13 protein-coding genes are annotated in these 13,241 nt (G+C 72.8%); 6 read left to right on the forward strand and 7 right to left on the reverse strand.

Annotated elements, in window-relative coordinates:
* Positions 1–17: 17 nt before the first annotated feature.
* The 7 genes from FHX68_RS09975 to FHX68_RS10005 all read right to left on the reverse strand — a co-directional run bounded on the left by FHX68_RS09975 (position 18) and on the right by FHX68_RS10005 (position 6,332).
* Positions 18–638 (reverse strand): ECF transporter S component, encoded by a 621-nt coding sequence (locus FHX68_RS09975; protein ID WP_141381110.1) that lies wholly within the window; start codon positions 636–638, stop codon positions 18–20.
* Positions 638–1,519 (reverse strand): siderophore-interacting protein, encoded by an 882-nt coding sequence (locus tag FHX68_RS09980; RefSeq protein WP_141381109.1) that lies wholly within the window; start codon positions 1,517–1,519, stop codon positions 638–640. The genes FHX68_RS09975 and FHX68_RS09980 overlap by 1 nt, the downstream gene beginning before the upstream one ends.
* A gap of 110 nt (positions 1,520–1,629) precedes the next feature.
* Complete coding sequence (locus FHX68_RS09985; RefSeq protein ID WP_141381108.1) at positions 1,630–2,439, reverse strand: energy-coupling factor transporter transmembrane component T family protein; 810 nt, start codon at positions 2,437–2,439, stop codon at positions 1,630–1,632.
* A complete protein-coding gene (locus FHX68_RS09990; protein WP_141381107.1) occupies positions 2,436–4,361 on the reverse strand; it encodes an ABC transporter ATP-binding protein in 1,926 nt (641 codons plus the stop codon). The genes FHX68_RS09985 and FHX68_RS09990 overlap by 4 nt, the downstream gene beginning before the upstream one ends.
* Positions 4,362–4,567: 206 nt before the next feature.
* Positions 4,568–5,122 carry an ECF transporter S component gene (locus FHX68_RS09995; protein ID WP_141381106.1) on the reverse strand — a complete coding sequence of 185 codons (555 nt, stop codon included), beginning with the start codon at positions 5,120–5,122 and terminating at the stop codon, positions 4,568–4,570.
* A 95-nt stretch (positions 5,123–5,217) separates the two neighbouring features.
* Positions 5,218–5,964 (reverse strand): pirin family protein, encoded by a 747-nt coding sequence (locus tag FHX68_RS10000; protein ID WP_141381105.1) that lies wholly within the window; start codon positions 5,962–5,964, stop codon positions 5,218–5,220.
* The gene (locus FHX68_RS10005; RefSeq protein ID WP_141381104.1) at positions 5,961–6,332 is read right to left on the reverse strand and encodes a GNAT family N-acetyltransferase; all 372 of its coding nucleotides are present in this window, start codon (positions 6,330–6,332) and stop codon (positions 5,961–5,963) included. The genes FHX68_RS10000 and FHX68_RS10005 overlap by 4 nt, the downstream gene beginning before the upstream one ends.
* Before the next feature lie 203 nt (positions 6,333–6,535).
* Here FHX68_RS10005 and FHX68_RS10010 point away from each other — a divergent pair, with 203 nt between their 5' ends.
* From FHX68_RS10010 to FHX68_RS10035, 6 genes are all read left to right on the forward strand, one after another.
* The gene (locus FHX68_RS10010) at positions 6,536–8,854 is read left to right on the forward strand and encodes a carbon starvation CstA family protein (protein ID WP_141381103.1); all 2,319 of its coding nucleotides are present in this window, start codon (positions 6,536–6,538) and stop codon (positions 8,852–8,854) included.
* Positions 8,855–8,856: 2 nt separating this feature from the next.
* Positions 8,857–9,150 (forward strand): YbdD/YjiX family protein, encoded by a 294-nt coding sequence (locus FHX68_RS15925; RefSeq protein WP_141381102.1) that lies wholly within the window; start codon positions 8,857–8,859, stop codon positions 9,148–9,150.
* Positions 9,151–9,411: 261 nt separating this feature from the next.
* Positions 9,412–10,614, forward strand: coding sequence for a sensor histidine kinase (locus FHX68_RS10020; RefSeq protein WP_141381101.1), 1,203 nt, complete (start codon positions 9,412–9,414; stop codon positions 10,612–10,614).
* Positions 10,611–11,336, forward strand: a complete 726-nt coding sequence (locus FHX68_RS10025; RefSeq protein WP_141381100.1) for a LytR/AlgR family response regulator transcription factor — start codon at positions 10,611–10,613, stop codon at positions 11,334–11,336. Before FHX68_RS10020 ends, FHX68_RS10025 begins: the two co-directional genes overlap by 4 nt.
* Positions 11,333–11,746, forward strand: a complete 414-nt coding sequence (locus FHX68_RS10030; RefSeq protein WP_141381099.1) for a heavy metal transporter — start codon at positions 11,333–11,335, stop codon at positions 11,744–11,746. The genes FHX68_RS10025 and FHX68_RS10030 overlap by 4 nt, the downstream gene beginning before the upstream one ends.
* Positions 11,743–13,200 (forward strand): sodium/solute symporter, encoded by a 1,458-nt coding sequence (locus FHX68_RS10035; RefSeq protein WP_141381098.1) that lies wholly within the window; start codon positions 11,743–11,745, stop codon positions 13,198–13,200. The genes FHX68_RS10030 and FHX68_RS10035 overlap by 4 nt, the downstream gene beginning before the upstream one ends.
* Positions 13,201–13,241: the final 41 nt, after the last annotated feature.

A 13,241-nucleotide genomic window follows, 5' to 3' on the forward strand; every position in this document is an offset into this window, starting at 1 on the left:
CGCCGCCGCGGGCCGCGTCAGTCGGTCGCCGCGGCCGCGGATGCCCCGGTCGCCCCGGTCGCCGCAGCCCCCGCCTCGGCCACCCCGACCGTCGCCGGCCGACGCCGCGCGAGCCGGGCGACGCCCGCAGCGCGCAGCCGGTCGGCGATGACGATGCCGAGGGCGACGGCGCCGAGCTCCGACGCGAACAGCGCGACGACGTAGAGCACGACCACCCAGACCGGGAAGGCCTGCATGTTGGCTGCGGTGACGGTCCACACGGCGTAGAACGTGGCGAGCAGCGTCGCCCCGACGTAGTACAGCCAGCGCGACCAGCGACGGTAGAGCGTCACCAGGAACGGCAGCTCGATGAACGCCGCGAACATCACGTTGGTGATCACGATCGCGGGCCCGGTCGTCGACAGCGGGGTCGCGACGAGCCCCGAGATGAGTCCGGTGAGCAGGGCCGCCCCGGGGCGCTCGATGAGCCGCATCGCGATCACGAAACCGATCACCCACGCCCCCGCCACGAGCGCCGACACCGGCGGCAGGGTCGCGTAGGTCGCGGTCGAGAACGCCGTCGCGGGGATGATCAGAAGCCCCGTCGCCACCCCGATCGCGGCGCAGGTCAGCAGGTACGCGGTCGTCACGCGGCCCATCAGTGCGCCCCCTCCGCCGCGGGGCGGGCTTGCTCCGACTTCGGGGCGGGCGAGGCCGCGCCGACGCGCCAGTACCCGACGAAGCTGATCCGATCCTTGCCGAGACCCTGCGCGACGAGGTGCCGCCGTGCGGCGGTCGGCAGCGACTGCTCCCCGACGATGAAGGCGTGCGTGTCGGATGCCGGTGCCGCGAGCTCCTCGAGCGCGGCGTGCGCCAGCGAACCGGGCTTCGCCGAGGCATCCCGCACCAGCCAGCGCACCTCGATGCCCGCCGGCGCGTCGAAGGGGAGGATGTCGTCGGCCGACGGCGCCTCGATGATCGCGAGGCCCGTCGCCGACGGCGGCACCGAGGCGCAGATGCCGGCCACAGCCGGCGCCCCGGTCTCGTCGGCGACGAGCAGCACCTTCTCGACGCCGTTCTCGGGATTGAAACCGAGCCCCTCGTCGATCACGACGACCGACTCGCCCGGCGCGGCGGCCTCGGCCCAGCGCGAGGCCGGGCCCGCCGTCGGTCCGCTACCGTGCAGCACGAAGTCGACGTCGATCTCGGCGCCGCCACTCGGGCCGGCCGCGCGGAAGGCGCGCACCGTGTAGTTGCGCATGACGGGGCGTACCCCGTCGGGGATGCGCAGGTACTTCAGGTAGCCGAAGATCTTGTTCGCCTTCGCGGGGATGCGCTCGAGGGCCTCGTCGCCGCCCTCGCCGCTGTGCGGCAGGAACAGGCGGAACCACTGGTCGAACCCCAGCGGTGCGAACCGGTCGATCTCACCGCCGCCGAGCGTGATGCGGATCCAGTGCGGGCTCAGCCGCTCGGTGCGCAGCACCTCGAGGCGCACGAGCTCTTGCGAGGCGGGCTTGACGAGTCGGGAGAACCGGGCCATGCGGGTGTCCTTTCGAGGCGGATAACGCGGCGGGGTCGGAGCGGGTCAGCGGCGGTCGTGGAGGGTCAGGGGAGAGGGTCAGCGGCGGGTGAACGGCGGGTCGGCGCGGGTCAGAGGGTCCACGGGAAGAAGGCGATGAGGATGCCCGCGCTCACGACCCAGAACGCGGCGACGAACACGGTGTCGCGCACCCGCCACGGCACGAGGTGCCGCTCGGTGCGGTCGGGGTGGGCGCCGAAGGCGCGGGCATCCATCGCGAGCGCCACGCGTTCGGCGTGCCGGATCGCCCCCGCCAGGAGCGGCACGATGTAGCCCCACCAGCGGGCGAGGGCCGCGAACGGGCCGCGGCCGCCGCGCGCACCGCGCACCCGGTGCGCCTGCCGGATCACCTCGAACTCGTGGCCGAACCGCGGCACGAACCGGAACGCCGCCAGCGCCGTGTAGCCGATCCGATACGGCACGCGCAGCTGCTGCACCGCGGCGCGTACGAGGTCTGGTCCGGTGCTCGTGAGCCCCGCGATGAGGGCGAGCGCGATGATCGCCACGAGGCGGAGGCCCGTCGCGAGACCCACCGCGAGGGCGCCGCCGTAGAGGCTCCAGCCGCCGATCTGCAGGATCGTCACCGAGGTGTCGACGCGCGAGGCATCCGTCCAGAGCGCCATGCCGAGCCCGATCACGGCCGCGCCGAGCGGCAGCGCGACGACGAGCAGCAGACCGAGCCGCGCGGTCAGGCGCGCCCCGGCGAGGAGCACCGCGTAGGCGAGCACGATGAAGGCGAGGGGTGTCGCGAGGTCGCGCACGAACACCAGAACGAGCATCGCGGGCAGCGGCGCGGCGAGCTTCGCGAGCGGGTTCAGCCCGTACAGGAAGCGCCCCGACGGGGCCGCGGTGGCGTACGGGTCGATCGCGACGGCGCTCATGAGGCGCCCCCGGTCGCGCTTCCGTCGGAGGTTCCGGCCGTGATCCCGCCTGCGATTCCGGCCGCGCCCGCGAGGTCGGCGAGGCGCGTGACGGCGGCGAGCGACGGATGCCTCGTCAGACCCGCGAACGCACGACGCAGCGGCGGGAGTCGGAGGCCCGCCGTGCGCAGCAGCGCCTCGTCGGCGAAGACATCGGGCGTCGGGGCGTCCGCGACGATGCGCCCGTCGCCGACGATCACCGTGCGGTGCGCGTACTCGGTGACCAGCTGCATGTCGTGCGTGACGACGAGCACCGTCGTGCCGTCGCGGTTGAGTCCCTGCAGCAGGGTCAGCAGCTCGTCGGCGCGGGCGCGGTCCTGGCCGAACGTCGGCTCGTCGAGGGCGAGCACGGGCGCTCCCGCGACGAGCGCGGTGCCCACCGAGAGGCGCCGCTTCTGGCCGCCGGAGAGGAGGAACGGATGCACGTCGGCCTGGTCCTCGAGCCCGAACCGGCGGAGCACGTCGAACGCGCGCTCGCGCACCTCGGCCTCGGGCAGCCTCTGCAGCCGCAGGCCGTGCGCGAGCTCGTCGTAGACGGTGTGCGCGATGAACTGGTGCTCGGGGTTCTGGAACACGAACCCGATCCGCCGCGACAGGGTGCGGAGGTCGGTGCGGGCGATGTCGGTGCCGCCGACGCTGACCTGGCCGCGCGGCACGGGCACGACCCCGGCGATCGACTGCAGCAAGGTCGTCTTTCCGGCGCCGTTCGCGCCGACGATCGCGACGAACTCGCCGGCGGCGACGTCGAGGTCGACGCCGTGCAGGATCTCGGTCTTGCCGCGCCGGGTGCGCAGGCCCCGCACCCGGATGAGCGGTTCGGCATTCCGTCTCCGCGCGTCGCCGGGGGCGGAATCCGGCTGAGTCGGGGTTTCGGGAGGAGAGGAGACCGAATTGTGAACGGCGTCGGGGGATGCCTCCGCCGCTGGTGCCTGGGCGGGCGCGGCTGCCGGTGGCGGGGCGGGCGCGGCCGCCGGTGGCGGGGCATCCATCGTCTCGAGCGCGGCGTGCAGCTCGGCGGGATCGAGCGGGAGCGGATCGAGAGGCCAGCCCGCGTCGCGCAGGCGCAGCGCGGCGAGGGTCGAGACGGGCAGCCAGACGCCCATCGCGTGCAGCTCGTCGGCCCGCCCGCGCAGCACCTCGTCGACCGAGCCGTCGGCGACCGTGCGCCCCGCGTGGTCGAGCACCACCACGCGATCGGTGATCGCGGTCGCGGCGTCGAGGTTGTGCTCGACCAGCACGATCGCCCGGTCATACGCGGCGACGAGCTCCCCGAGCGCCGCGTAGACCTCCTCGATGCCCCGCGGGTCGAGGTTCGCGGTCGGCTCGTCGAGCACGAGCAGGGGCGATCCCATCGCGAGGGCGCAGGCGATCGCGAGGCGTTGCCGGCCGCCGCCGGAGAGACAGTCGGGGTTCTCGGTGCGCCGCTCCCACAGGCCCACCCGGCGCAGGGCGTCTTCGGCGCGGGCGAGCACCTCGTCGACCGGCAGGCGCAGATTCTCGGGGCCGAACGCCACCTCGTCGAGGAGGGTTCCGGTCACCAGCTGCGCATCCGGGTCCTGGAACACCATCGCCACACGCGTGCTCAACTCGGCGACGGGGGTCACCGCGGTGTCGAGCCCGTCGATGAGCACCGAGCCCTCGAGCGTCGCGGGCACGGCGTGCGGGATCAGGCCGTCGAGCGCGAGCGCGAGCGTCGACTTGCCGGCGCCGCTCGGTCCGAGCAGCAGCACGACCTCGCCGCGCGCGACGTCGAAGGTCGCCGCGGCGGGGGCGGCGTGCGTCGCGCCGTCGTGGCGGATGCCGAGATCGCGCACCCGGACGAGGGGCGTCGGGGTCTCGCCGAGGGGTTCCGCGGCGGCCGCTCCGAAGACGGCAGAGGTCACGGGAATTCCCAGCGGTCAGGACAGTGGAGTCATCCCAGGTTAGCCGAACCTAACTTCCGCGGCCAGTCGCGGGCGCGCCGGTGCTCACGCCGCGTCACGGACGCAGGAGAAATCACGAACGCAGGATGCCTGGGCGCCGAGCCGTCCTGCGTCGGTGATTTGTCCTGCCTCGGTGATGTGGCGACCGGCTCGAAGCGGCGGCCAGGTCAGCGCGCCGCGCCCTGCCGGGCGACGCCGGCTCGGCGAAGCGAGGCGCCGATCGCGAGGCCGATCGCCGTCCAGGCGATCGGGCCGCACACCGACAGCGCGAGGTACGTGATCTGCGCCCACAGCGGCAGCGCGCTCAGGTGCGCCGCGAAGAGCACCACGACGGCGACGATCACGCCGATGATGAATGCCGAGATGAAGAAGCGCCACGCGCCCCACGCGCGGTACCGGGTGAGGGCGGCCACGCCCTCCTGGATCGCACCGAAGAGGAGCGCCGTGCCGAGGAACCGCATCGTCCACGCCGGGTTGAAGGCGCTCGAGACGAGCGCGGCGAGCATGTGCGTGAGGATCGCTACGAGCGGCAGGCGCAGCACCTCCTGCGCGATAATGCCGGGCAGCACGTGCGCACCGAGCAGCAACCCGTAGGCGAACAGCACCGTCGCGAGAACGACGGGGGTCAGCAGTCCCGCGATGCCGCCGACGATGCCCGTCGCGACGCCGATCGCCGCGCACACCAGCAGAACGCGCGTCGAGAGGATCGGGTGTCGGGCCACGCTCCCAGCGTACCGGGGCGGAAACCCGCTCCGACCGTGATAAACCAGCCCTGCGCCATGAACCCCACGCAGCCAACGGGCGCGCGGCGCTCCCGTCAGGGCCGGCGCCGCCGCTGGCTGAGGCGCACCGCGGGCAGCGGCGGGGCGGGAAGGCGCTCGTCGCCGTGACCGACGACGTGCCCGAATCGGGTCGGAGCGGCCCCGGGCGCACCCTCGGCCCCCCAGGCATCCCGAGCGGTGACGATCTCCTCGTGCGTCCGCGCGACGAAGTTCCACCACATCACGATGTCGGCCTCGAACGGCTCGCCGCCGAGCACGAACAGCGTCGCATCGCGCTCCGCGGTCACCTCGACGCGGTCGCGATGGATGCCGAGGTACAGCAGGCTCTGGTCGGCGAGCGGGAGGGATGCCTCGGCATCCGTGTGCACCTGCGGTTCGCCGCTCATCCCCACGAGCGCGTATTCCCATGCGGGCTCGAGCGGCAGCGTGATGGATGCCCCGGCCGGAATATTCACCTCGACGCCGGCGATCGGGGTGTACATCGTCGCGGGGGAGGAGGCGCCGCCGAACGCGCCGACGACGACCGTCGCCCGGGCGCCGCCGCCGAGATCGACGACGGGGAGATCCTCGTGCCGCTCGAACGCCTGCGCCCCGTCGCGCCGGCTCTCGGGCAGCGCGACCCAGAGCTGCAGCGCGTCGAGGGGCACCGCGTCGTCGCCCACCGAGTACTCCGAGTGCGCGATGCCGGCACCGCTCGTCATGAGGTTCAGCACTCCGCGTCGCACGATCACGTCGCTGCCGAGCACGTCGCGGTGGCGCGGACCGGCGTCGAGCCGGGTCATCCCCGCCCGTCTCCGACGCCCTCGTCGCCGGGCTGCTTCTCGTCGGTGGGGGCGGACTCGGCGACCTCGACGTCGCGCGGACGCCACTCGATCTTCAGGCCCGGCACGTCGTGCGACTTCAGGTACTTGATCACGAACGGGCACACCGGGATCACCGTGTTGCCGCGGCGCGCCTCGTCGGCCATCGCCTCGCCCACGAGGGTCGTCCCGAGACCGCGCCCGCCGAAGGCCGGGTCGATCTCGGTGTGCGGGTAGATGACGCGCCCGGGCGAGGCCAGCACGAACTCGGTGTACCCGGCCACTCCGCCGTCGACCGTGATCTCGTACCGCTCCTTCTCGTCGCTGCGCACGACCTGGACATCCGACATGGCGCTTCCTCTCCAGCGGGCCGGGGCCGTTCCCCCGGCTCGTCACCTCCAACGTAGGCGGGGCGGCCCCTGTTCCGCCAGAACCGCCGCTCGTCGCGGCATCCGTGCCGCTCGTCGCATCGCGGCGGCACGAGGCATCCATCTCACCTCCGCCCTCCTTAGCGTGGACGCGCGCGACGATGCGCCTATCCCGGGAGGATCCGATGACAGCACCCTCTTCGCGCGCCCGAGACGGCGCGCTCGCCGACGACGAGCCCGAGATCGTCAGCGATCCGAACCTTCCGCCGACGTCGCTGACGCCCGAGCAGGATGCCCGTGACAACCGCTGGACGCCGACGAAGATCGTGATCTGTATCGCGATCGCCCTGCTCGGCGGTCTCGCGTGGACGATGCTCGCGATCGTGCGCGGTGAGACCGTCAACGCGATCTGGTTCGTGTTCGCCGCGGTCTGCACGTACCTGATCGGCTACCGGTTCTACTCCAAGGTCATCGAGCGCTACATCACGCGCCCGAACGACAAGCGGGCGACTCCCGCCGAGGTGAAGTCCGACGGCAAGGACTACGTGCCCACCGACCGCCGCATCCTCTTCGGCCACCACTTCGCCGCGATCGCCGGTGCCGGACCGCTCGTCGGCCCTGTGCTCGCCGCGCAGATGGGCTACTTGCCCGGCACGATCTGGATCATCGTCGGCGCTGTGCTCGCCGGTGCCGTGCAGGACTACACGGTGCTGTTCTTCTCGATGCGCCGCGGCGGCCGCACGATCGGCCAGATGGCCCGCCAGGAGCTCGGCCGGATCGGCGGCACCGCGGCGATGATCGCGTCGCTGCTGATCATGCTCATCATCGTGGCGATCCTCGCGCTCGTCGTCGTCAACGCTCTCGGCGAGAGCCCGTGGGGCGTGTTCTCGGTCGCCATGACGATCCCGATCGCGCTGTTCATGGGCGTGTACCTCCGGTACCTCCGCCCCGGAAAGGTCACCGAGGTCTCGATCATCGGCTTCGTGCTGCTGATGGCCGCCATCATCGGCGGCGGCTGGGTCGCCGGCACCGAGTGGGGCCAGGCGCTGTTCCACCTCGACAAGACCACGATCGCGTGGGGCATCATCATCTACGGCTTCATCGCCGCGATCCTGCCCGTGTGGCTGCTGCTCGCGCCCCGCGACTATCTGTCGACGTTCATGAAGATCGGCGTCATCGTGATGCTCGCCGGGGCGATCCTCATCGCCCGCCCCGAGATCACGGTGCCCGCCCTCACCGAGTTCGGCAAGACCGGTCTCGGACCGGTGTTCGCCGGGCCGCTCTTCCCGTTCCTGTTCGTGACGATCGCCTGCGGCGCCCTGTCGGGATTCCACGCGCTCATCTCGTCGGGCACGACCCCGAAGCTCATCGAGAAGGAGCGGCAGACCCGCTTCATCGGCTACGGCGGCATGCTCATGGAGTCGTTCGTCGCGATCATGGCGCTCGTCGCCGCCCTCTCGATCGATCAGGGCATCTACTTCGCGATGAACTCCCCCGCCGCCCTCACCGGCGGCACGGTCGAAGGCGCGGTCGCGTTCGTGAACTCGCTCGGGCTCACGGGTTCGCCACTGACCGCCGACATGCTGACGACGACCGCCGCGAACGTCGGCGAGGAGTCGATCGTCTCGCGCACCGGTGGCGCCCCGACCCTCGCCCTCGGCCTCGCGCACATCATGCAGCAGGTGCTCGGCGGCCAGGGGCTGATGGCCTTCTGGTACCACTTCGCGATCATGTTCGAGGCCCTCTTCATCCTGACCGCGGTGGATGCCGGCACGCGCGTCGCGCGCTTCATGCTGCAGGACTCGATCGGGGCCTGGTTCCCCAAGTTCCGCGACGTGACGTGGCGCCCGGGAGTCTGGATCTGCACGGCGATCATGGTCGCCGGCTGGGGGTACATCCTGATCCTCGGCGTCACCGACCCGCTCGGCGGCATCAACACGTTCTTCCCGCTGTTCGGCATCGCCAACCAGCTGCTCGCCGCGATCGCGCTCGCCGTGGTGATGGCGATCGTCGCCAAGCGCGGGCCGAGCTACGTGAAGTGGCTGTGGATCATCGCGGTTCCGATGGTCTTCACCGCCGTCGTGACGATCACGGCGTCGTGCTACAAGATCTTCTCGCCGGTGCCGGCGATCGGATACTGGGCGAACCACTTCAAGTACCGCGCCGCGCAGGATGCCGGTGACGGCAGCCTCGGCAGCCCCGAGGTGGTCGGCGCGGTCATCCGCAACACCGCCGTGCAGGGGACGCTGTCGATCATCTTCGTGACCCTCGCGATCATCGTGATCATCGCCTCGATCGTCGTGACGATCACCGCGATCCGGCGGGGCGGCGGGGAGAACACCGAAGACGCGCCCGTGGCCTCGCGCCGCTACGCGCCGGCCGGTCTCATCCCGACCGCCTCCGAGCGCGAGCTCGAGAAGGAGTGGGAGCCGATCCTCGCCGAGGAGCGGCACGAGCTCGCCCGGCGGGGGCACGGGCATCCGGGTCGTGTGAGGAGAGGTTGACGATGAGCGCCGTTCACAACGTCGGAGATTCTGTCGCGGAGACGTGTTCCGAGCCCCTGATCGGGGGGGCGGGCGCCGATTCTCCGACGTTGTGGACGCGCGCCTGGCGGCAGACGGCGCGGGCGGCAGGCGCCGTCCGCTGGTACATGACGAGCCTGATGGGCGACAGCGCCTATGCGACCTATGTCGCGCACCAGCGGCGCCATCACCCCGACGCCCCGCCCGTCACCGAGCGGCAGTTCTGGCGCGACCGAATGGACGACCAGGACCGCAACCCCGGAGCCCGCTGCTGCTGAGCGGTCCGTACTCGAATGGCGTCGCCGACAGGCGGCGCCATTCGCGGCTCCGCCGGGGCCGGTCGACGAGGGGTCCCGTTCAGAACGTCGGAGATCCGGTCGTGGGGACCCGGTTTGGGCCTCTCATCGGGGCGCGGGAGGCGGATTCTCCGACGTTGTGGACACGGGCCGGCGATGACCCCGGCGCCGGCCGCGGGGACAGGCCCCGCGACAGCCCCGCGACGGCGGGCCGGCGCGGAGCCCGATGCGTAAGCTCGGATCATGACCGAAGCCACCGCCTGGGCGGCCGTGCTCGGCGCCGCCAGCGGCGCGCTCATCACGGTGCTGCTCGTGCTCGCGCGGCGGCTGGCGAGGGGCGGGGGAGACCTCGGCAGCGACGCGGAGCAGGCCGCCTACCGGGCGCTCCACGAGGCCGGGCTCGCCGCGACGCACCTGCGGGGCGGGCTCGCCGGCGGCGACCTCGACCGCGCGGCGCGGCACCTGCGCTCCCTCCTCGGCTCGGCGACGGTCGCGCTCGTGCACGAGGGGCGCGTCGTCGCGCTCGACGGCGAGACGAGCGACGCGGTGCAGGATGCCGCGGTGAGCCTCGCGGCGCGAGTCGCCGACTCGGGGCGCCGGCAGGTGACCGGCGGCACCGACGGCGAGGGGAAGGGGATCGTCGGCGCGCCGATCGTCGTCGATGGCCGGGTGGTGGGGGCGCTCGTCGCGGTCGCCGACCCGATGCGCGCCGCGCTCGTCCGCGCCGTCGGAGAGGTCGCCGACTGGTGCGCGGCGCAGCTCGCCCTCGGCGAGCTCGACGCCTCCCGCGCGGCGCTCGCCGAGGCGGAACTGCGGTCGCTGCGGGCGCAGATCTCGCCGCACTTCATCTACAACGCGTTGACGGCGATCGCCTCGTTCATCACGACCGAGCCGGCCCGCGCGCGGGAGCTCGTGCTCGAGTTCGCCGACTTCACGCGCTACTCCTTCCGCCGGCAGGGCGAGTTCACGACGCTCGCCGAGGAGCTCCGCAGCATCCACTCGTATCTCGAACTCGAGCGGGCGCGCTTCGGCGACCGGCTGCAGGTGGTGCTGCGCATCGCGCCCGAGACGCTCGCGACGGTCATCCCGTTCCTGTCGGTGCAGCCGATCGTCGAGAATGCGGTGCGGCACGGCCTCGAGCCGGGCGAGCGCGGCGGCGGCATCCGCATCGAGGCCCGCGACGACGCGACCCACACCGAGATCCTCGTCGAAGACGACGGTGTCGGCATGGACCCCGAGGCGCTGCGCACCCTGCTCAACACCGAGGCCGACGGCGCTCACGTCGGCATCCGCAATGTCGACCTGCGCCTGCGGCAGCTCTACGGTCCGGCGGGCGGGCTCGTCGTCGAGACCAACGTCGGCGCGGGGACGCTCGTGCGGATGCGCGTTCCCAAGTCGCAGCCGCAGCACGACCTGGCCCTGCACACCGGCGGGGTGCGCACATGATCGACGTGCTGGCCGCGGATGACGAGGCGCCGGCGCTGGCCGAGCTCGCGCACCTGCTGCGTGCCGATCCGCGCGTGGGCGAGATCGTCACGGCGTCGTCGGGCGCCGACGCGCTGCGCCGGCTGAGCGTGCGACCGGTCGACGCCGCCTTCCTCGACATCCACATGCCCGGCCTCGACGGCATCGCCCTGGTCGCCGCGATGCACCGGCTCATGGTGCCGCCCGCGGTCGTCTTCGTCACGGCCGACGACAGCCGCGCCGTCGACGCGTTCGAGGTGCGCGCCGTCGACTACCTGTTGAAGCCCGTGCGGGCCCAGCGCCTGCGCGACGCCCTCGACCGGATCGTCGAGCTGCGCAGCGCCGCACCCGACGACGACGAGGTCGTGCCGGTCACGCTCGGGTCGTCGGTGCGGTTCGTCCGGCGGCGCGACGTGCAGTGGGTGCACGCCGAGGGCGACTACTCCCGCCTGCACACCGACGACGGCGCGCACCTCGTGCGCCTGCCCATCTCCGAGCTCGACGAGCGGTGGTCGCCGCACGGGTTCGTGCGCGTACACCGCTCCTATCTCGTGCGGATCGCCGCGATCACCGAGGCGCGCCTCACCGGCGGAGAGCCGGTCGTGGTCGTCGCGGACGCCCCGCCGCTGTCGATCCCGGTCAGCCGGCGGATGCTGCCCGCCGTTCGGGAGAGCCTCGTCCGCGCCCGCGAGGCCGGCCGGTGAGCGACGCCCCGCGCCGGGTGCGGGTGTCGGCGGACGTCCGCGGCGACCGCCCGGCGCGCGCTCGCGGCGCCCCTCGCGGCTCGCAGCCGGGCACCGGCGCGCTCCGCGTTCCGGGCGGGGCCGGTGCGGGCTTCGACGAGGTCGACGCGGTGTATGCCACGGCGCTCCGCCGCACGCAGCTGCGCCTCGCCCTCGGCACCGTCGCGGGCTTCGTCGTCGTGATGGTCGCCGTCACCGTCGCGATCGTCCTCATCCCGGAGCTCGGCGTCGTCTCGGTCGGGGGAGTGCCGCTGTCGTGGCTGCTGCACGCCTTCGCGTTCTATCCCGTGATCGTGCTGTTCGCGGTGCTGTACACGCGCGCCGCCGCGCGCAACGAGCGCCGCTACCTCGCGCTCCGGGAGCGCGAGTGAACGCCGCGCTCGACCTCCTCGCGGTCGTGATGGTGATCGTCGCGACGGTGCTCATCGGGGCGTACGGCCTGCGCGTCTCGCGTACGACGAGCGACTTCTTCGTGGCATCCCGCACCGTCCGCCCCGTGTGGAACGCGTCGGCGATCAGCGGCGAGTACCTGTCCGCGGGCACGTTCCTGGGGCTCTCCGGCCTCGTGCTGCTCGACGGGGTGCGCGGGTTCTGGTTCCCGATCGGGTACGCCGCGGGGTACCTGCTCGTGCTCGTGTTCGTCGCCGCGCCGCTGCGCCGGAGCGGCGCGTACACGATCCCCGACTTCATCGAGGCGCGGCTCGAGTCGCCGCTCGCGCGCCGCGTCACGAGCGTCGCGGTGCTCATCATCGGATGGCTGTACATCGTGCCGCAGCTGCACGGAGCGGGCATCACGCTCGACGTCGTCGCCGACGTGCCGCCCTGGGTGGGCGGAGTCGTGGTGGCCGTGCTCGTCGCGGCGCTCGTCGCCGCGGGCGGGATGCGCTCGATCACCTTCGTGCAGGGCTTCCAGTACTGGCTGAAGCTCACGGCGCTCCTGGTGCCGGTCGTCGCGATCGTGTTCGCGCTGCGCGGCGCGCCGACCGAGATCGAACCCGCCGTGGCGTTCCCCGCCGAAGCCGGCCCGAGCGGCATCGACGCCTATGCGACCGGGTCGCTCCTGCTCGCGCTCCTCCTCGGCACGATGGGGCTGCCGCACGTGCTCGTCCGCTTCTACACGAGCCCCGACGGCGCGTCGGCGCGGCAGACCACCGTGCTCGTCGTGGTCATGGTCAGCGCGTTCTACGCCGTCTCGAGCGCGATGGGCCTCCTCTCCCGCATCGCGGCGCCCGACCTCGCGCACCCCGGGGCCGCCGACACCGTCGTGCTCGTGCTGCCCTCGCGGATCTTCCCGGGGCTCGTCGGCGAGCTGCTCACCGCCCTCATCGTCGCGGGGGCGTTCGCGGCGTTCCTCGCGACCTCGGCCGGCCTCGTCGTGGCGCTCGCGGGCGTCGTCAGCCAAGACGTGTTCGGGGGAACCGTGCGCTCCTTCCGCGTCTCGGCGCTCCTGTGCACCGCGGTGCCGCTCGTCATCGCGCTCGTCACCGCGCCCGCCGGGCTCGGGTCGAGCGTCGGGGCGGTGTTCGTCTTCGCGGCATCCTGCCTCTCGCCCATCGTGCTGCTCGGAGTGTGGTGGCGGCGCCTCACCGCGCGCGGAGCGGTCGCCGGGATGGTCGTCGGCGGCGGGGCGTGCGCGCTGTCGCTCCTCGTCTACACCGCCGTCGGCGGCGTGGGGCTCGCGGCGCCCTACCTCGCCGAGCCGGCGGCATGGACGATCCCGCTCGCCACGGTCGTCACGGTCGTCGTCTCGCTCACCGACCGCACGGGTCCGCCGGCGCGCACCGATCGCTACCTCGCGCGGCTGCACGTGCCGGAGCGCGGGTAGGGCGGGCGTCGGCGATACCGGGCCTCGTTCGGTCGCCGGCC

The organism is Microbacterium lacticum, assembly GCF_006716815.1.
In the GTDB taxonomy this organism is placed as follows: Bacteria; Actinomycetota; Actinomycetes; order Actinomycetales; family Microbacteriaceae; genus Microbacterium; species Microbacterium lacticum.